Below are 19,882 nucleotides of genomic sequence, written 5' to 3' on the forward strand. Positions count from 1 at the left end.
AGGCAACCATGGCAGTTACGACTGCAGCGGGACGCCTTGGCGTCTCGCCCTATGATTCGTCGACACGGGTTGAGCTCAGGCCAAATTGGACCAAAGAAGATGTAGAGGCCGTTATTCGGGCGGCTTACCGTCAGGTCTTTGGTAACCAGTACATTATGGCTAGTGAGCGCAACATCAGTGCCGATTCTCTGCTGCGGCAGGGAGAAATTTCAGTGCGCGATTTCGTTCGAGCGTTGGCTTTATCCGACTTATATCGGGATAAATTCTTCCTAAACGGTCCACAGAACCGCTTTATTGAGCTGAACTACAAACACCTGTTAGGGCGAGCCCCCTACAGCCAGGAAGAAATAGCCTATCACACCGACATCTATAACAACTACGGATACGAAGCGGAAATCAATTCTTACATCGATTCCCAGGAATACCGGGATAGTTTTGGAGATAATGTCGTCCCAAGCTATCGCGGGCATTTAACCCAGTCGAGTCAAAAGATGGTTGGTTTTTCCCGCTTCTTTCAGCTGTATCGGGGATATGGCACTAGCGATCGATCTCAATCCGGCGGTGTGCGCTCACGGCTGGTGTCAGAGGTTGCTAAAAACTCTGCTTCTCCTGTATCAGGAGGTAGCACAGGCCAAGCCATTGTAGGTGTTTCAGGCGGCGATCGCGAAAAAGTCTACCGGGTTCGGGTAGCCCAGGCAGCCATTCCTGGTGGGCCTCAGGTACGCCGTGCCAACACCGAATTTTTGGTTCCCTATGAGCAGCTTTCCCAAAGGTTGCAACAGGTGAACCGAAGCGGTGGACGGGTTACCAGTGTTGACCTGGCTTAGTCTAGCTGGTTGATCAGGGGTAACTAGTGCCAGCGTTTTCAACGCCTCTTTGCCGCAGGAGAAGCTCGACTCTGTCAAAGAGACCAGCTTTTCCTGGGCACTAGTGTATCCCCTACTGTGTTGAGAAACCTTGTTCAAGGAGGATATTTCTGTGCCAATTACAACTGCGGCATCCCGATTGGGAACAGCTGCTTTTACTGAAACTGCCCCAGTAGAGCTGCGGGCAAACTGGTCTCCAGATGATGCCGAAATCGTGATTCGGGCGGTTTACCGTCAGCTCCTCGGTAATGACTACCTGATGAAGTCTGAGCGTTTGGTTGGCGCTGAGTCTCTGCTGAAAAATGGCTACATCACCGTCCGCGACTTTGTCCGGGCCGTAGCTAAGTCTGAGTTGTACAAAGAAAAGTTCTTCTACAACAACTTTCAGACTCGGGTGATTGAACTACACACGAAGCACCTGCTGGGTCGAGCTGTGTATGACGAAGCCGAGGTAGTCGAACACCTCGATCGCTATGAGACTGAAGGCTACGATGCCGATGTTGATTCCTTCATCGACAGTGCTGAGTATCAGGCTAGCTTTGGCGATAACATTGTTCCCTACTACCGCAGCTTTGTTTATCAACCTGGCCAGCGGTCAGTAGGCTTCACCCGAATGTTTCAACTCTATCGCGGTTATGCCACTAGCGATAGCGGCCAAGCTGGAGGCACCAAGTCTCGTCTAGCCGAAGAGCTAGGACGTAATTCCTCCTCTTCTATTGTTAGCCCCACCAGCTCGATCGCAGGCTGGTCAGCCCAGGCGAACAAGTTGGCCACCCCTGGTAAAGCCTTAGGCGGATCTACCCCCTATGGTTCTAACGCTGGTCGGGTGTACCGGGTTGAGGTTATGGGTGCCAATCTGCCCCGGTATCCCAAGGTTCGACGAGTTAACTCTGCTTATCTAGTGCCCTACGAGCAACTATCCGCTAAGCTTCAGCAAATCAACAAGATGGGCGGTCGAGTAACCAGTGTTACTCCAGCCAGCCTCTAGGGTTGCCCATCAGCACCCCCGTGGTAGAGGCGTCGGTTTCGGCGTCTCTACCGATGTGGCTATCCTTACGCCCCTCGGCTTAATACCCATGACACTAGCAAGTCTAGGAGAATTGCATTATGCTCGCTCAAAACGCTTTTGGCAGCCCAACGGCATCCCTTTCCGGCAACCGTGTTTTTCTGTACGAGATTGAAGGACTGCGGCAAAATAACGAAACGGATCAAACCGACTACCCTATTCGCAAAAGTGCCAATGTTTTCTTAAAGGTGCCTTACCACCGAATGAATGAAGAAATGCAGCGCATCACCCGCATGGGTGGCAAAATTGTTAGCATTCAGCCGCTGTCTAGCAACGGCAATGGTGCTGAAGCATAGGGGCAATACATGGGCTTAGACTCGCAGCAACTGGTCAACGCTGAGGGCGTATCTCTCACAGTAGAGCAAGCCTTAGCTAACCTTCAGCAAACCGATGATCCAGGGTTACGCTACTATGCGGCCTGGTGGTTAGGGCGGTTTCGGGTGACTCAGCCAGAGGCCATCGACACCTTGGTCAGTGCCCTCGACGACGAGACCGATCGCGCCCCCGACGGGGGCTATCCTCTTCGTCGCAATGCCGCCCGCGCCCTGGGTAAGCTAGGGGAGCGTCGGGTTGTCCCTGCACTCATGCGCTGTCTTGATTGCTCTGACTACTATGTGCGCGAGTCTGCGGCCCAAGCTCTGGGCCAGCTAGCCGATCCCCAAGCGATTCCAGCCCTGCGTGCCCTGCTAGCTGGCGGTGTTGCCGCTGCAGTGCCCACACCAGGAAAGCCTCATTTGGTTCAGCCTTATAACGCTGTGTTAGAAGCCCTGGGTAGTTTAAACGCCACAGAAGCAGTTGAAGACATTGCGCCTTTTCTCAATCATGAGGTGGCCCAGGTGCAAAATGCGGCTGCCCGAGCCATGTACCAGCTCACAGGGGAAACAGCCTACTGTGATCATTTACTACAGCGCCTGCAAGCACCAAATCTACAGCTACGGCGCTCGGCCATGATGGATCTAGGAGCCATTGGTTACTTGCCAGCAGCCCAGCCCATTGCCACCACCCTGGCAGAGAACAGCCTGAAGTTGATTGCCCTGCAAGGTATTCTAGAATCTCACTTGCAGCACATTGGTTTTCCGGCCTCAGGTCTCTCGACTGAGGCTAAACAGGTGTTGTCACTGATGGATGACTTGCTGTAGAAGGAAATTTTGTGGCTGGAAAAGGTTTAGCTGATATCTCTACCCTTGTACAGGCGATTGAAACCGCCGATTCCAAGGCGGCCATTGTGGTGGCGGTACGCAACTTAGCGGCAGCCAACGACCCTGCTGCCATTTCCACGCTGATTAACGTCTTGGGATACAACAATCCGGGGGCGGCGGTTGCCGCTGTCGATGGCCTGGTGAGCTTGGGCAGCATCGCCGTACCTGCGCTGCTCGAAGAACTCGACGGCTACAACTATGGTGCTAGGGCCTGGGCGATTCGTGCCTTGGCCTTAATTGGTGATCCCCGCGCTCTGCCTGTACTGTTAGATACCGCGCTTGGGGATTTTGCCTTGAGCGTGCGTCGGGCGGCTGCCAAGGGCATTGGCACGATTAATTGGTCACAACTACCTGAGGATCAAGTTGCCCAGGCCCAAGCTCAAGTCATGGAGGTTTTGCAACAAACCACGACAGACCCGGAGTGGGTCGTGCGCTATGCGGCTGTGGCGGGGCTGCATGCCCTGGTCCTAAAGGCCGTTGACAGCTCCTTCGGGGCGGTCATTAGCCAACACCTGCAACAGGTCATCAGCCACGATCGCAGCTTGACGGTACAAGCCAGGGCCCAGATGGCTCTAAATGCGCTCTCTGGCGATTTAGGTTAGCTGGACCCCTCTAACTCGAGTCTTGCGAAACATAGCTGATGTATTTTTTTGCCACAGTATCGGCTCGCCAAGGGAGGAGGCAATATTATAAGTAGGTGGACAAAAATAAAGGGCTCAACGTTACTGGTTTCGACTCTGCTCAACCAGCGACGAGGCCTGAGCGGAGTCGAAGGTCGGATCAAGGATCAGTCCGTAATTGTGTCCATGTGCTTAGTTAGCCTCAGCAGCTGGTGGTTGAAGGCCTTGGATAGCTAGGTAGCCGCCTTAGCCCAGCTAGCGATAGGAAGGGATAGGGTAAGGGGGTACGGTAACACCCATTGTCTATTGGGTCGCGCTACCTCTAGACTGATGTACCGTCTTCTATTGGGCTTTTAGGAGGGTTGGTTTCGTGCTGGCAAATCGGTCAAATAGCTCAAATGTGCTCAGGGTCATGGGGCTGCCGGTACATTGGCGGCCAGACTATGCGGGGTGGCTGGTTGATCACTATCGCCAGGGACATGGCGCCCAGGTGGTCACTCTGAATGCCGAGATGGCGATGCAGGCCGATCGAAATCCCAACCTGCGGAATATTATCCTAGAGGCAGACTTGGTTGTGCCTGATGGGGCTGGCGTGGTGCTATATTTTCGCTCCAAGGGGCAACGCATTGAACGCTCACCAGGCATTGAGCTGGCAGCCAGTGTACTAAGGCGATTGTCTCCAAAAGAAAGTGTATTTTTCTACGGTGGCACCCCTGGGGTCGCAGACCGGGCTGGGGCCTATTGGCAGCAGCAGCTGGCGGGGCTCAATTTGGTGGGCACCCAACATGGCTACCTTAGCCCCGAGGCTGAACCAGCTTTTTTGAAGCATTTGGCAGCATTGCAGCCCAGTGTGATTCTGGTGGGCATGGGGGTACCGCGCCAAGAATTCTGGATTCAACAGCACCGGCATCTCTGCCCCCACAGCATTTGGATTGGGGTGGGGGGCAGTCTCGACATTTGGGCTGGGGTTAAGTCTCGGGCGCCAGAGTGGATGTGCAACAACAGCCTGGAGTGGCTCTACCGCCTATATAAGGAACCCTGGCGCTGGCGGCGGATGTTGGCCCTGCCCCATTTCGCTTGGCGATCGTTTACGTATCCATCAAGGAGATAACAGGCTATTACAGAAAGGCAGAGGCAGAAGGCAGCTATCCGCTCCATACCAAGGTTTGCGCTGACGGAAATAGGTGGGTTATTTCTGCCTCTGAATCCTAGGACTGACTGGCAGAAAACATAACATCCGAACAGCGAGTACCTTACTTTGCTATCAAGCCCTAATCGCTCTCTGCAAGAATTAGCGGTGCTAACCCAAGGTAGCGAATCTCCGTTGGGGTAACCTCGAATCGGCAGGGCAGTACCTGCACCCCCTGGGCGATCGCCTGACGCAGCAGTTTTCCATAGGTCGGATCGGCAGCGTCGCCGGGGGCAAAGGTGGTGCAGTCGCCCCGGTTGATGAAATAGAGCATCACCCCCCGGGCTGATGGCATCAGGGCCATTAGCTCTTTCAAGTGCTTTTGACCGCGGGTGGTCACCGTATCGGGGAATAGGGCCAGAGTACCCTGGGCCCAGGTGGTGTTTTTGACTTCGATATAAGTCGAAGTCTGGGCGTCATCGTCAGACACAACAAAATCAGTCCGGCTTTTGTTGTCACCGCCATAGCGCACCTCAGGGCGAATCGTTGTATAGTCCCCCAACTCTGGCAGCAGGCGATGCTCTAGCATTGACTTGACCACCCGATTGGGCAGGGCCGTATTCACCCCGACCCAGGTGGGTACGGTATCTTTCACCTCAGCCAACTCCCAGGTGTAAGCCAGTTTGCGTTTAGGATCGTTACTGTGAGACACCTGTACCCGTCCGCCAATGTGGAGGATGCCGGTCATCGGCCCAGTATTCGGACAGTGGGCGGTAATCAGCTCGCCAGTCTCCAGCTCGATATCGGCTAGAAAGCGCTTATAGCGTTTGACCAAGATGCCAGGATACAGAGGCGGAAACGGGTAGTGCCAAGCGTTGGCCATGGAACCTAGGGATAGAGGGGCACCGACTACCCTACCAGGATATGACTACCGTTGCTGAGGGTATCAGGGGGCAGGGGACAGGGAAGTTGGCCGACTTATGCCGCAGAGTACTAGTCGGGTACCAGGGTGCTGACCGGGACGTTGGTGAAGTAGCGGCGGCGAAACTGCTCTTCTTGTAGGGTGTCTAAAAATTGAGCGATCGCGCCATGGGCGTCCTGGGTGGGGGCGATCGCCGTCCTCTGCACCAGGCCAGTTGCGTCTGACCAGTCAAAACCCACCTGGGTGAGGGCGTTTAGTCCGCGTTTTAGGGATAGGGGCGTGAGGCTGAGGCGGGCCATCAGTTGATCGGCGGTCACGGCGGTTTGCGTCCGGGCCAGGTATTTAGCCAGGCCCACCAGGTGCTGCCACACCTGGTGGGGAGTGGGCTGATCGGCCCCAGGGCTAAAGGCTAATGCCAGGGGCATGGCGGCGGCGGCGGCCTGCTGCTGCCAGGCGTGCCAGTCGTGCCACTGCACTGGCGGTTGCTTTACCACTAGGGCGGGCTGATTAGGGATGGGGTCAGCTTGGCGCCAGTCTAAAATCGTTACCGGGCTTGGGGCTGCCCTCGGGGTCGGCACTTGGGTGGGTCGGTGATCGATCAGCTTGATGTGGTAGCCGGCATAGGTATTGTGGTCTAGCTCGACCACGACATCACACCGGCCTGGGGGTAAATCCTCTTTGTAGTGGCCCCACCACTCCCCAGGGAAACCACTCTGGACGCTGTCATCCCATAATTCAAACTCCGTCTTAATAAACCCCACAGCAGCATTGGTCTGATCTCGCAATTTGCGATGGAAACCCCGCTGCACCCAGCCATTCCGCACCAATAGCCTGGGCACTGGATTACCCATGCCACAGGGTTCCAGATACTTTAACTCGCGAAAAAGGGCTTGCCCTAGCTCCGCCACGGTCACCGTTAGGTCAATTTGAAGGGTGGGGCGAGGCATGCGATCGCCCCCTAGGGCTTCCCGCACCATGCGGTTCAGGGCTGCCGCTAGCAGCTCGATATTGTCGACAGGCAGGGTTAACCCTGCGGCCATGGGGTGACCGCCAAACCCGGTCAATAAATCTGCCTGAGCTTGAAACAGGGTGTAGAGGTCCAATCCCTGGACTGAGCGGGCAGACCCCCGGGCCAGACGCGGCAAACCATCTGTAGGGGGTAGGTTGATCGGGGGTGGGTCGATATGCAGTAACACCACTGGTCGCCCCATCTGCTGGGCCACTTGCCCGGCCACCAGACCCAATATCCCCGTAGGCCACTGTTCGTCGGCCAGCACAATACACTGGGTGGTGCCCAAATCCACCTGGGCTAGGCGGGCCATCACCTGACCGTAAACATCCCGCTGTAGGGCCTTACGGCGGGTATTGGCTAGCTCTGCTTCATAGGCCAGGTTTTTGCAACGGGCCACGTCCTGACTGGTCAACAGCTCTACACAAAAGCTGGCATCCCCCTGAATGCGACTGACGGCATTGATCCGTGGACCTAAGCCAAAGGCAATATCAGTGGGGCGATCGCCCGTGCGGCGGCACAACGCCAACAGTTCAGTCACCCCAGGGCGGCGAGAGTTGGCCCCCGCCTGGCTGTGGCTGTGCAACTGCTGCAAGCCGATTTGGGCCAAATAGCGACAGTCTCCCCGCAATTCCACCAGGTCCGCAATCAAGCCAATGGCCACCAGGTCCAGTAGGGAATCCAGGTGAGCCGACAGCTCCCGAGAGGCGAACAATCCCTCCACCAGCTTGTAGGCCACCGCTACCCCTGACAGGGTGGCCAACGGATGTTCCGGCGGCAGGCGGCGCGGATTAATCATCGCGATCGCTGGCGGATCCACCTCAGGCAGGGTATGGTGATCGGTCACAATCACATCCATGCCCAGGTCAGCGGCATAGGCAATCTCAGCCCCGTTGGTGCTGCCCGTGTCACAGGTCACCACCAGCGTTGCCCCCCAGCCATGGATCAGCTCTAGCCCCCTACGAGACAGTCCATGGGACTCTTTCAGGCGATTGGGAATAAAGTACATCAACCGATCTGACCGGGGAAACACCCGCCCTAACCCCTCCCACAACAGGGCCGTGGCGGTGACCCCATCGGCATCAAAGTCTCCCCAAATGGCCACTTTTTCGCCTGCATCTGCCGCTTGGTTCAGGCGCTTAACCGCAGCTACCATCGGTGGACCAAAGGCCGCCGATGGGGTTGGCTGATAACAGGCCGGGTTTAAGAAGCCCGCTAGGGCGGCGGGCGGGCACAGTTGCCGTTGCCATAACACTTGGGTCAGTCGCTCTAGGTGACTAGGTGCTTGGGGTAACGCCTGCGCGATCGCCTGTGCCCAGTTTTCCGGGTAATGAGTATTGGGCGGTACCACCCAATCAAGGGGCTGAGGATCCATAATTTTAGTTTAGCGCTTAGGGCGCAATGATTAGCTGACCACCCCTGATCGGTAAGCCTCTGCTTAAAGCTTCCGTAAATTTATGCAGAGGGGTAGCGTTCAACTGAACACAGACGGTAGGGTTAAGCCATGACTTTTTAATGCCATGCCTAAAAAGAGCCATCCCGAACTAGACGGTCAAAAACCTCAGGCCCTCTATACCCTACAACTCAGGCGCCCAGGTCAAGCCTTCCGGGAGCGTTTGAGCTGGAGTTTAATTGGGCTTTCAACCGGGGTGGGGCTAATGTTGGGGTATGTTTGGCTCAATCCGCTTGAGCGGTCTTGGCCCTCCTTGTTTGAACCGGCCCCAGCGGCTACAGAAGACAGCTTCCGGCAGGGGGCAGAGCGCGCTATGCAGGCCGCCGAGCTGACCCAATCGGCGGAATTTCGCGAAGAATGGGTGGAGGTGGCGATTCTATGGCAACAGGCGATCGCCAAAATGAAGGCTGTCCCCAGAGCCAGTGACCAGCATGAGCTAGCCCAACAAAAGGTGGCCGAATACGAGCGCAACCTGCAATATGCCCAAAGTAATGTAGACACTCGTACAGCCCAAGCCCCCCAAAGCAAAAGCTACTGGACCACGGGTTCAGACCGAGAACTGGTAATTGCCTTGCAGGGAATGCCGACCCGCATCATGCAGTACGAAGCCTCCTGCCAGGAGGTGCTGCGCTATGGCAATAGCACCATTGAACTCAGAAACGGCTACGTCAGACAGTACAACAACCTCGATGGCAACCTGCGGGTTTTGGCTGATGTTGAAGTGGTGCTATCCACCCAGGGAACGCCTGACACCTGGACATTGGGGTCATCCAAAGACACGATCCTGCGCGTGCAGGGCACCCCAACCCGCACCAGCCAGTACGCCTCCCCTCGGTTTACCACCTTGTACTATGGCAACAGCTCTGTGCAGCTTGATAACAATCAGGTGATCAGCTATTCCAACTTTGACAACAATCTCAGGATCTCCACCCAACTGTTGCCGGTGCACCAACAACAGCCTGCCCCCGAGTACTGGTCTATGGGCTCCAACCGGGTTGATGTGCTGCGGGCGCAAAACGCCCCCCCTGTGGCGACCCTGCGCAATGACGCCAGTTGCGAAGAGACCTTTCAATTCGCTGATAGCGAAGTCTCGTTTCGCCAAGGCTATGTGACCGGCTACAAAAACGACAGCCAAAATTTGAAGATGCGCTAACAGCTGACACCTCAAGTTGTGTAGATTGGATGCATCGTTTAAGCTCAATACTCTTATGATGCTTAAACAAGTACTGCCGTCTGCCTAGCCTCCAGCCCTGTGGATGACGCCCTTCACCCGATTGACTTGGTCATCGTTGATGATGATGCCGAGACCGCCAATCTGCTCGCCCGTCTCTTGGGTCAGCAGGGGTATCACACACGCTTGGCCAGCACTGGTGATGAGGCCCTCAAGCTAATTTCTGCCCAGCGGCCCGACTTGGTGCTGCTAGATATTTTGCTGCCTGACATTGATGGTTACACCATCTGTAAACAGCTCAAAATCAGCCCCCAAACAGAAGATATTCCAATCATTATCCTGAGTGCTTTAATCGACTCGCTGGATAAGGTCAAGGCCTTTCAGTCAGGAGCGGCCGACTACATTGTCAAACCCTTTGCCAGCCAAGAGGTGTTAGTGCGGGTGCAAAACCAATTGCACCTGGCCCACCAACGGCAACAGCTGAGCCAGCAGAACACTCTGCTGCGCCAAGAAGTCCAAGAGCGTACCCAAATGGAGCAGGCCCTGCTAGCCGCAGAGCTAAACTACCGTAGTATTTTTGAAAACTCTACGGTGGGTATCTTTAAGGCTTCGCCTCAGGGGCGTTATTTAAGTGTCAACCCATCCATGGCCCGCTTGTACGGGTACGATTCCCCAGAAGACATGATCGCCATCACCGAGGACATCAGCCGCCAAATTTACCTTCAACCTAAGCGGCGGGATGAGTTACTGGTGTACATCAACCGGTTTGAAAAAATTACCGATGCTGAATCCGAAGTGTTTCGCAAAGATGGCAGCACCCTGTGGGTCAGTGAAGACATCTGGAAGGTATGGGACAAAGACGGTAATTTTCTCCACTATGAAGGCATCGTCCACGACATTAGTGAACGCCGCCAAATGGAGACGGAACTGCGGCAACAGCGACAGCAAGCGGATCGCCTATTGGTCAATATTTTGCCTTACCGTATTGCCCAACGACTGAAGTCTGGCACCCGCACCATCGCTGAAAGTTTAGACCAGGTGAGTGTGCTGTTTGCCGACCTGGTGGACTTTACAGCCGCCTCTGGGGAAATGACGCCCCCCCAACTGGTCAAAATGCTGAACGAAATTTTCTCCATGTTCGATCAGCTGGCCGAGTTCCACCGGCTGGAAAAGATTAAGACCATTGGGGATGCTTACATGGTGGCAGGGGGCTTGCCAGCTCCCCAAGATAACCATGATGAGGCGATCGCCCAGTTTGCCCTCGACATTTGCGAGGCGATTAAGCAGTTTCCTCGGCCCGATGGCCAGACGTTTAAATTGAGAGTTGGCATTAACTCTGGGCCAGTGGTCGCCGGGGTGATTGGTCGCCGTAAGTTTGCCTATGACCTCTGGGGCGATACGGTCAACATTGCCAGTCGCATGGAAGCCACTGGCGAACCTCAGCGAATTCAAGTCACCCCAGAACTCTACGAACGCCTCAAGCACACGTTTATGTTTGAACCTCGAGGCCCTGTGGCGGTTAAGGGGCGTGGTCAAATGACTACCTTTTGGCTGGTGGGTCGCAAACCAGACCCAGCCCCTGAGGGAACCATGGAACAATAACGCCGAGTACATCGCTAACCTGAGATAGCATAAAATTAACGATTGCTGTCGCTGGTTGCAACTGGAGATAGCGGTACAGCCATCACCTGAGATGCTTTGTATCCGCCGTTGTTAGCCATATCTCCGCCACTGCTGGCCATATCTACTATGCTGACCTCCCTCCCTGCCGATTTATACCAGCGCTTAAGCACCCCCCTGACGATTGGATCGGTGGAGGTGCATAGTCGAGTGTTGCAGTCGCCCCTGTCGGGGGTGACCGATCGCGCTTTTCGCCAACTGGTGCGTCGCTATGCCCCAGACTCGATGTTGTACACCGAAATGGTGCAGGCCACTGGGGTCTGCCAGGCCCAGCCGCTGGAAAAAATCATGGACATTGGCGATCGCGAGCAGCCCATCAGCATCCAGCTGTTTGACTGTCGCCCCGACTTTATGGCTGAGGCCGCCCGTAAAGCCATGGCGGCAGGGGCCAAAACCATCGATATCAACATGGGCTGCCCGGTGAACAAAATCACCAAAAAGGGGGGCGGCTCATCCCTACTGCGCCAGCCAGAGGTGGCGGAGGCGATTGTGCGCACCGTGGCGGCGGCGGTATCCATCCCGGTCACCGTCAAAACCCGCATTGGCTGGGACGACAACGACATCAATGCCGTAGAGTTTGGCCGCCGTATGGAAGCCGCTGGGGCCCAGATGCTGACCCTCCATGGTCGCACCCGCACCCAGGGCTACAATGGCCCCGCCCGCTGGGACTGGATCGCCAAGGTGAAGACGGCCCTGTCGATTCCGGTGATTGCCAACGGCGACATTGTTTCGGTGGAGTCGGCAATCCGCTGCCTGGAGGAAACCGGGGCCGATGGGGTGATGTGCTCTCGGGGCACCCTGGGCTACCCGTTTTTGGTGGGGGAAATTGATCACGCTTTGAAAACCGGGGTGCGACGGCCCCCACCCACCGCCCTGATGCGGCTGCACTGCGCCCGCCAGCACCTGGGCCTACTGTGGCAGTACAAGGGGCAACGGGGCATTCACCAGTCCCGCAAGCACATGGCCTGGTATGTGAAAGGGTTTGAGGGGGCCGCAACCCTGCGCCAGCAGCTGTGCCAAATTGATACCGTCGAGGCGGGCTATGGGCTGCTGGATGGCGCGATCGCAACTTTGCTGTCCCCCCAACCGGAGCGGATAACCGATCCTTGACTTATGGGGTTTAAGATAGGATCTATGAATAAACTTCACTCTTGATGTCCATGACTTCGTACGCCACTGCCCGCGCCGATATGGGAGAGCTTCGCCGTCTAAGGAGCCTACTGCCGCCAGAACTTCAGAGCTGGGTGACGGTGGAGTCAGCCATTGATGTCACCCCGCCCCTGATTACCTGCGAGGAGCTGGGCAAAGACCAGGTGGAAATTCAAATTGACCTAGTGAAGTGGGAACAACTAGCCCTGGATCAGCGTAATCTGATGTTCTGGCATGAGGTGGGCCGCATCCAAAATGACACGATCCCTAGGGATGGTTGGGAAATGGCGGCCCTGGCCATTGGTCTGGGGGGCGCTGTGGGCGAACTGTGGGTCCAAGATGGGCTGCTGCTGCTGTTGGCTTTGGGGCTATGCGGGTTTTCCGGTTGGCGGCTGTACAAACGCAACAACAATCAAAAAACCCTGGAAGAAAGCATTCAGGCGGATGAGCGGGCGATCGCCCTAGCTACCCGATTTGGTTACACCCTACCCAATGCCTACAAGAGCCTGGGTAGTGCCCTAAAAACCCTGATTGAGCAAACCCCGAAAAAGCGGCAGCGCGATCGCTACATCAAACGCTTAGAGGCCCTGAAAAAGAGTGCCGCTAAAGCTAAAGAGCGAGCCCGCACGGAAGCGGGCGACATGCGCTCGGCCTATTGATATCAGCCTACAGAAGATCAGCCTACAGAAGATCTAAAAGCCCCTCTCCCAAGCTTGGGAGAGGGGTTTGGGGTGAGGGCAGAGTCAAGACTGAGGCAAGCCTTTTCAATCTACTGAGTTTGAATCCCAGTTCCAAGTCCAGACCTGAAGTTCTGCCTGTGGGAAAACGCCCGATTCCGATCTGGACTTGGTATAGATGCCGAGAAATCTCAGTTATCGGCTGGCCTGGGCTGGCTCAAACTTGTGGGCATGGTCTTGCAGCAGAGCGCTGACCTGACCCAAAACTTTGTCCGTTGGCTTTTTCTGGATGGTTTGACGATCGGGATAGAAGTCGGGCTGATCCAGGCTACGGGCAATGGCTTGATGTACCTGTTCTGCAATCAGATCAGACAATTCGCCCCGGGCGGTTTCCCGCTGGAAGTTGGCCCCTTCTTCGGTGGTGGCATAGAGGGGAGGTAGCCGGTTGAGGGCATAGGCAGCAATGTCGCCTAAATCCAAGGTGGCATCAGAGGTGGACTCGATTTCGGCGACCCTGGCGATCGCTTCGGTCAACACCAATTCTTCCATCACATTAATAAACTGCTTCCGGGGGACGGCCACCACTTCCCCAGTCAATAGAGATCCCATCAACCGATCGAGGGCCATGTATTCTTCGATAGATAGCTCAGAGGCGGTGTCACATATCCGTCCCACCTCAGCTTCCATGGCAGGGGTTAAGTAGCCGTCTTGCAAGGCTTGCTCGACAATTTTTTCAATAGTCATTTGATTTAAACACTCCATAAAACTTGGGGGCTTGTTCGCAAAGATTGAAAGAAACGACTGCTTTCAGGACTAGTTGACGATCGCCTAGATTAAGATGTTGGCTCTACAAGTCACCCAACACCCGCTTGGGCTTATTGTGCCCCAATCACCCCATAGGGCCACCAGTCGCGCCAGGAATTTAAACTTCTCTGGGGTAAGTTTGCTAATACTTGATAAAGCCAATCGCCTGTTTCCAAATTTGATGTTTGCGCTGATCGTCGGTTTCAAGGCAGATGCATTGGGGATCTTGCCACAGGATACGGCCTGAAATCAGGTCCCCAGTCAGTAGCTTGATCTCGACAGACTGCTTGTCACGGATGAGGTTTTGCACCTGACGGACATGGGGAAAGCCGGTAGAAAACTCTTGGGACATGATACGTTGGCACTTTGGTGGGCACGCTAAGTGGGCTGGTTTTACGGTACCCTCTCTGTCGGCAGAAATCACAGGGGGTGACATTTTTTTCTGCCCCAAGTCGAGGGTAAGGGAAGCCTTATAGCGGATTTCACTCAGGTGAAGTACATCGTGAGGATCCCCCCCTCCCCCCTTAATCGGGAATCGCTATGGGTCGGCAAGGCTCTCAAGGGCATCAACCCGTGGCTGGAATGGTAGTGACATTCATCTGTGGCTGAAGCAGTCCTGGATGTCCGATAATAAGGACTCACCCTTTTGCGATGGATGAGGTTATGGAGTTTAGCAAGTATCAGGGCCTAGGCAACGATTTTATTTTGATCGACAATCGCCACCAGCCAGAGCCTCTGCTGAGCCCTGAGGATGCGATCGCCTGGTGCGATCGCCACTTTGGCATTGGCGCGGACGGGGTGATTTTTGCCCTGCCAGGCCAAGCCGGTACCAACTACACCATGCGGATCTACAACTCTGACGGGTCGGAACCAGAAATGTGCGGCAATGGCATTCGCTGCCTGGCCAAGTTTCTAGAGGCCCTAGAAACCTCCGAGGGTAAAGGGCTGGCAACTTCTCACACCTACCGGATTCATACCCTAGCGGGGGTGATTTCGCCCACCCTGCAGGCGGACGGCCAGGTGACCGTGGACATGGGCTGTCCAGTTTTACTGGCCCAGGATATCCCCACCACCCTGGGCACCCCCGATGACAAAGTGGTTGACGTTCCCCTGACCGTAGCGGACCAAGACTGGGCGGTCACCTGTGTCAGCATGGGCAATCCCCACTGCATTACCTTTGTGGAGTCTGTAGAGGCTATCCCCTTAGCCACCCTGGGGCCCCAGTTTGAACACCATGCCGCCTTTCCCCAACGGATTAATACCGAATTTATTCAGGTGGTGCGACCCGATTATTTAAAGATGCGAGTTTGGGAACGGGGGGCTGGTATCACCCTGGCCTGCGGCACCGGGGCCTGTGCCTCTTTGGTGGCGGGGGTATTGGCGGGGCGGTGCGATCGCGCGGCTACGGTTGAACTACCCGGTGGCCCCCTGCGCATTGAGTGGTCAGTGGCCGACAACCGGGTGTATATGACCGGGCCAGCAGAACAGGTGTTTAAGGGCCACACATCCCATCATGTATAACTATTGCATTCAAGACACGAAAATTCAGAAATCCTTGTTGCCGGATGATCCCCGTCTTTAGCATTGGATTAGTGGCATAGGGACAGCGTCTCAGGGGTGAGCCCAGGTGCCCGTCTGCTATCCCCAGATATAGTCCATAGGAGATTTCGGCATGGTGTCTACGACAGCAGCGGCGGTAGAGCAGGGCCAAGACCTGGTGCTCTGGCTAGATCAGTTGCGGCTTGAGGATGTGCCAACGGTGGGGGGTAAAAATGCCTCCCTGGGCGAAATGATTCAGCAGCTCACCCCAAAAGGGATTCAAGTGCCTTCCGGGTTTGCCACCACCTCCCACGCCTACCGCTACTTCATTCAGCAAACTGGGCTAGATGCCCAATTGCGGGAAGTGCTAGGCGGGTTTGATATCAATGATGTCACCGAGCTACGGCGGCGGGGCCGAAAGGCGCGATCGCTGATTCTCAACGCCACTTTCCCCAGCGACCTGAGGGCGGCTATCCTCGACGCCTACCATCGCATGTGCGAGTTGGCGGGCCAAAACCTGTGCCTGGGGGATGAGTCTTGTCTGCGAGACAACGCCTACAGCGAGGTGGACGTGGCCGTGCGCTCTAGCGCCACCGCCGAGGATTTGCCCGATGCCAGCTTTGCCGGACAACAGGAAACCTACCTGAATGTCTACGGCGACCAGGAAGTGCTGATTGCCTGCAAAAAGTGCTTTGCCTCCCTATTCACCGACCGGGCCATTTCCTACCGCACCACCAAGCATTTTGACCATTTTGATGTGGCTCTGTCGGTGTGTATTCAGCGCATGGTGCGATCGGACCTGGCTACCTCTGGGGTGATGTTTTCCATCGACACCGAAACCGGCTTCCAGCAGGCGGTGCTGATTACCGCCGCCTATGGTCTGGGAGAAAACGTGGTGCAAGGCACCGTCAACCCCGACGAATACGTGGTGTTTAAGCCCACCCTCAACAGTGGCCATAAACCAATTCTGAGTAAGCGCCTGGGCACCAAGGCCCTGCGCATGGTCTATGACACCAGCGGCACCGAGCTAACCAAGAACGAGCCGGTACCCCTGGCCGACCAAAACCGCTTTGCCATTGACGACGACGATATTCTGCAACTGGCCCAATGGGCCTGCATCATCGAAGACCACTACACCCAGTTGCAGGGCACCTACAGCCCCATGGATATTGAATGGGCCAAGGATGGCCTCACCGGAGAATTATTCATCGTCCAGGCCCGACCGGAAACGGTACAGTCCCAAAAAGCCCAAAACGAGCTGCGCACTTACCACCTGGAGGTGCCGGATGGGGTAGCCCCTGTGGCCAGGGGTCGGGCTGTGGGGGCGCTGATTGGCCAGGGGGATGCCTGCGTGATCCTGGATGTGAACCAAATTGCCCAGTTTCGTCCGGGGGAGGTACTGGTCACCGCCCGCACCGACCCCGACTGGGAACCGATTATGAAACAGGCCAGCGCCATCGTCACCGACCAGGGAGGACGCACCTGCCACGCCGCCATCATTGCCCGCGAAATGGGGATTCCGGCGATCGTCGGTTGCGACAACGCCACCCAGGTGCTGACCACTGGCGAGCCGATCACCGTCTCCTGCGCCAGCGGCGAAGAGGGGCTGATCTACCCGGGCCAGTTGCCCTTTCATGTGGACACCGTACAACTGGATAGCTTGCCCGAAACCCGCACCAAAATCATGATCAATGTGGGCAACCCAGAACTGGCCTTTGGTCTGGCCGCCTTACCCAATGACGGCGTCGGCCTGGCCCGGTTGGAGTTCATCATCGCCAACCACATCAAGATCCATCCCCTGGCCCTGCTGAACTTTGAGCAGCTGCCAGACGGGGCCGAAAAGCGGCAGATCGAACAACTTACCGCCCTCTACGACCAAAAGCCCCAGTATTTTGTCGACAAGCTGGCCCAGGGGGTGGCGATTCTGGCGGCCGCCTTTTACCCCAAGCCGGTTGTCGTGCGCCTGTCTGACTTCAAGAGCAACGAATACGCCCATCTGCTGGGGGGAGAGACCTTTGAACCCGCCGAGGAAAACCCGATGATTGGCTGGCGGGGAGCCTCGCGCTACACCGATCACCGCTACCGGGATGGCTTTGCCCTAGAATGTCAGGCCTTGAAACGGGTGCGAGATGAGATGGGGCTGACCAACGTGATTTTGATGGTGCCCTTCTGCCGCACCCCGGATGAAGGGCGCCTGGTGTTACAGGAAATGGCTCAGCATGGCCTAGGGCGCGGCGAAAATGGCTTGCAAATTTATGTGATGTGCGAACTGCCCAACAACGTTGTGCTGGCCGATGAATTTAGCCAGGTGTTTGATGGATTTTCCATTGGTTCCAACGACTTGACCCAACTCACCCTCGGGTTAGACCGGGACTCGGCCCTGGTGGCCCATTTGTTTGATGAGCGCAGTAAGGGGGTAAGGCGAATGGTGGCGATGGCGATCCAGACGGCCAAGGAAAACAATCGTAAGATTGGCATCTGCGGCCAGGGTCCCAGCGACTACCCAGAGTTTGCCCGCTTTTTGGTCGAGCAGGGGATTGATTCCATCAGCTTGAACCCAGATACGGTACTCAGCACTCGCTTAGAGATCGCCGACATGGAACAACAGATCAGCTAAGGGATGTGCCTCAGCCAGACTGAGTGCATCCCAGTTTTGCAAGTTAGTTGGCCCACCCTTCGGGAAGCGCAAGCTCTACATCCCCCAGCCCCTGCTACGCACGTCCTACGGCCTACTCCCAAAATGGGCTACTAAGTACACATAAGTCCTGTGAGACCCTTGTGGGCAGGGCTTTCCCTCCATCTCCCAGCCCCTTCCTCCCAAAATGGGAGAAAGGGGAGTAGAGCTTTCAAAGCCCCTCGCCCTTCTGGGAGAGGGGTTTGGGGAGAGGGCTGCAAGAATGGGATGCATCCCCTCAGCCCCCCAACTGCCCTGACCTCAATTCTGTACCCTACGGTGGCTGTCTCCCTGGGCATCCATGGATTAATCTGCCGACATCAATCATCGCAATTCCTATGGACTTAACCTCCCCGGCCATTACCGCCGTTAAAACCTATATCCAAGACCATTGGGGCAAGCTCACCCGCTCCCACACTGACCTGGTGGCTGCTGCCTATGACGAAAAAGTGGCCCACGAACAGAATGGCACCTGGCCGGTGTATATTTCGGGGCAAGAAGATATTGAGCAGGTGACCGAAACCCTGAAGCAATCTGTACCCAAGGCTGATCTTGAGCAGATCACCATCCAGCCCTTGCCCCTGGAGGCTGATCAGTGCACCTCCCACGGGTTGCTGTATTTGCCCGGTGACTATGTGGTACCTGGCGGTCGGTTTAACGAGCTGTACGGCTGGGATGCCTACTTCATCATGGTGGGCTTAATGCACGATCAGCGCTATACCCTGGCCAAGAGTATGGTGGATCAACTGCTGTACCAGGTGAAGCACTATGGCACTGTCCTCAACGCCAACCGGACGTATTACTTGAATCGCTCCCAGCCGCCGTTGCTGTCGCGCATGGTGCTGCGGTGGTTTGACCATGCCCAAGATCTAGACTGGTTGAAGCAAATTCTGCCTGAGCTGGAAAGTTACTACTACTACTGGATGGTGCCACCCCACCTGAATCAGTCCACCGGGCTTTCCCACTATTTTGCCGCTGGGGAAGGCCCGGCCCCGGAGGTGCTCTATTCCGAACGGGATGACCAGGGCCGCACCCATTTCGATCGGATCAAAGACTTTTATCGCACCCACGAGGTCACCGATTACGATGTCTCCTGGTACTACGATCCAGACACCGACCAGCTCAATGAGCTGTTCTATCGCGGCGATCGCTCTATGCGCGAATCGGGCCTTGACCCCACCAACCGGTTTGGCCCGTTCAGTATTGATGTGGTCCACTATGCGCCGGTCTGCCTGAATGTGCTGCTCTACCAAATGGAAAAGGATCTGGCCCACATTTACCAGCAGCTTGGCCATGCCGATATGGTGGACCGCTGGTGTGACAAAGCGGCCTACCGTAAAACCCTGATTAACCGCTACCTGTGGGATGAGGAGAGTGGTTTCTATTTGGACTACAACTTTCGGGAAAGCTGCCGCCGCCCCTACGACTATGCCACCACCTTTTACCCCCTCTGGGCCGGACTGGCCTCGCCCCACCAAGCCCAGCGCCTGGTGGAAAATCTACCCAAGTTAGAGGCCCCCGGTGGCCTCAGAACCAGCAACTTTGTTTCCGGTAACCAGTGGGATGCCCCCTTTGGCTGGGCCCCCTTGCAGTACTTTGGGATCAAGGGGCTGCTGCACTATGGCCATAAACCAGAGGCCCTGCGGCTGGCGGAAAAGTTCGTGACGCTGCTGGTGAATGATTTCGATCGCTGCGGTGTGCTGCTGGAAAAGTATGATGTTGACCGCTGTTCGGGAGATCTGACTGGGCAGATCAAGTTTGGCTACAGCACCAATGAGGTGGGCTTTGGCTGGACCAATGGGGTGTTTCTGGAGCTGATAGGGATTCTGGAGCAGGAACGGGGGAAATAGGGCGGAAGGCGGAGGGCGGAGGGCGGAGGGCGGAGGGCGGAGGGCGGAGGGCGGAGGGCGGAAGGCGGAAGGCG

16 protein-coding genes and 1 pseudogene are annotated in these 19,882 nt (G+C 56.1%); 13 read left to right on the top strand and 4 right to left on the bottom strand.

Going from position 1 to position 19,882, the window contains the following annotated elements; genetic code table 11:
• Window positions 1-8 precede the first annotated feature (8 nt).
• The 6 genes and pseudogenes from E1H13_RS19870 to E1H13_RS19895 all read left to right on the top strand — a co-directional run bounded on the left by E1H13_RS19870 (window position 9) and on the right by E1H13_RS19895 (window position 4,862).
• Window positions 9-827 carry a phycobilisome linker polypeptide gene (locus E1H13_RS19870; protein ID WP_169615893.1) on the top strand — a complete coding sequence of 273 codons (819 nt, stop codon included), beginning with the start codon at window positions 9-11 and terminating at the stop codon, window positions 825-827.
• A gap of 151 nt (window positions 828-978) precedes the next feature.
• Complete coding sequence (locus tag E1H13_RS19875) at window positions 979-1,854, top strand: phycobilisome linker polypeptide (protein WP_169615895.1); 876 nt, start codon at window positions 979-981, stop codon at window positions 1,852-1,854.
• Window positions 1,855-1,973: 119 nt separating this feature from the next.
• Window positions 1,974-2,201 (top strand): annotated as a pseudogene (locus tag E1H13_RS19880) (phycobilisome linker polypeptide); the annotation flags it as partial.
• 36 nt (window positions 2,202-2,237) lie between these two features.
• Window positions 2,238-3,071 carry a HEAT repeat domain-containing protein gene (locus E1H13_RS19885; protein ID WP_169615898.1) on the top strand — a complete coding sequence of 278 codons (834 nt, stop codon included), beginning with the start codon at window positions 2,238-2,240 and terminating at the stop codon, window positions 3,069-3,071.
• A gap of 11 nt (window positions 3,072-3,082) precedes the next feature.
• Window positions 3,083-3,733, top strand: a complete 651-nt coding sequence (locus E1H13_RS19890; RefSeq protein ID WP_169615900.1) for a HEAT repeat domain-containing protein — start codon at window positions 3,083-3,085, stop codon at window positions 3,731-3,733.
• Between the two features lie 430 nt (window positions 3,734-4,163).
• Window positions 4,164-4,862, top strand: a complete 699-nt coding sequence (locus E1H13_RS19895) for a WecB/TagA/CpsF family glycosyltransferase (RefSeq protein WP_169615902.1) — start codon at window positions 4,164-4,166, stop codon at window positions 4,860-4,862.
• A 160-nt stretch (window positions 4,863-5,022) separates the two neighbouring features.
• Here the strand turns inward: E1H13_RS19895 and sfsA are convergent, their stop codons facing one another.
• Window positions 5,023-5,763 carry a DNA/RNA nuclease SfsA gene (sfsA, locus tag E1H13_RS19900; protein WP_169615904.1) on the bottom strand — a complete coding sequence of 247 codons (741 nt, stop codon included), beginning with the start codon at window positions 5,761-5,763 and terminating at the stop codon, window positions 5,023-5,025.
• Between the two features lie 110 nt (window positions 5,764-5,873).
• Window positions 5,874-8,186: a single-stranded-DNA-specific exonuclease RecJ gene (gene recJ / locus E1H13_RS19905; protein WP_169615906.1), complete on the bottom strand. Its 2,313-nt coding sequence runs from the start codon at window positions 8,184-8,186 to the stop codon at window positions 5,874-5,876.
• A gap of 145 nt (window positions 8,187-8,331) precedes the next feature.
• Between recJ and E1H13_RS19910 the strand changes: the two genes are divergently transcribed.
• From E1H13_RS19910 to E1H13_RS19925, 4 genes are all read left to right on the top strand, one after another.
• A complete protein-coding gene (locus tag E1H13_RS19910) occupies window positions 8,332-9,417 on the top strand; it encodes a hypothetical protein (protein WP_169615908.1) in 1,086 nt (361 codons plus the stop codon).
• Between the two features lie 99 nt (window positions 9,418-9,516).
• Window positions 9,517-11,037 (top strand): adenylate/guanylate cyclase domain-containing protein, encoded by a 1,521-nt coding sequence (locus E1H13_RS19915; RefSeq protein WP_169615910.1) that lies wholly within the window; start codon window positions 9,517-9,519, stop codon window positions 11,035-11,037.
• Window positions 11,038-11,184: 147 nt separating this feature from the next.
• On the top strand, window positions 11,185-12,225 hold the full coding sequence (gene dusB / locus E1H13_RS19920; RefSeq protein WP_169615911.1) for a tRNA dihydrouridine synthase DusB: 1,041 nt from the start codon (window positions 11,185-11,187) through the stop codon (window positions 12,223-12,225).
• A 50-nt stretch (window positions 12,226-12,275) separates the two neighbouring features.
• A complete protein-coding gene (locus E1H13_RS19925) occupies window positions 12,276-12,923 on the top strand; it encodes a DUF3318 domain-containing protein (RefSeq protein WP_169615913.1) in 648 nt (215 codons plus the stop codon).
• A gap of 213 nt (window positions 12,924-13,136) precedes the next feature.
• On the opposite strand, the gene E1H13_RS19930 is transcribed toward E1H13_RS19925, so the two are convergent.
• Both E1H13_RS19930 and E1H13_RS19935 read right to left on the bottom strand, forming a co-directional pair.
• Complete coding sequence (locus E1H13_RS19930; RefSeq protein WP_169615915.1) at window positions 13,137-13,685, bottom strand: late competence development ComFB family protein; 549 nt, start codon at window positions 13,683-13,685, stop codon at window positions 13,137-13,139.
• A 202-nt stretch (window positions 13,686-13,887) separates the two neighbouring features.
• Window positions 13,888-14,097: an RNA chaperone Hfq gene (locus E1H13_RS19935; protein WP_206070735.1), complete on the bottom strand. Its 210-nt coding sequence runs from the start codon at window positions 14,095-14,097 to the stop codon at window positions 13,888-13,890.
• Between the two features lie 299 nt (window positions 14,098-14,396).
• On the opposite strand from E1H13_RS19935, the gene dapF reads away from it, so the two are divergent.
• From dapF to E1H13_RS19950, 3 genes are all read left to right on the top strand, one after another.
• Complete coding sequence (gene dapF, locus E1H13_RS19940) at window positions 14,397-15,266, top strand: diaminopimelate epimerase (protein ID WP_240966743.1); 870 nt, start codon at window positions 14,397-14,399, stop codon at window positions 15,264-15,266.
• 151 nt (window positions 15,267-15,417) lie between these two features.
• Window positions 15,418-17,901 carry a phosphoenolpyruvate synthase gene (gene ppsA, locus E1H13_RS19945; RefSeq protein ID WP_169615917.1) on the top strand — a complete coding sequence of 828 codons (2,484 nt, stop codon included), beginning with the start codon at window positions 15,418-15,420 and terminating at the stop codon, window positions 17,899-17,901.
• Between the two features lie 395 nt (window positions 17,902-18,296).
• Window positions 18,297-19,808, top strand: coding sequence for a trehalase family glycosidase (locus E1H13_RS19950; protein ID WP_169615918.1), 1,512 nt, complete (start codon window positions 18,297-18,299; stop codon window positions 19,806-19,808).
• Window positions 19,809-19,882 lie beyond the last annotated feature (74 nt).

It is taken from the genome of Nodosilinea sp. P-1105 (assembly GCF_012911975.1).
Classification (GTDB): domain Bacteria; phylum Cyanobacteriota; class Cyanobacteriia; order Phormidesmidales; family Phormidesmidaceae; genus Nodosilinea.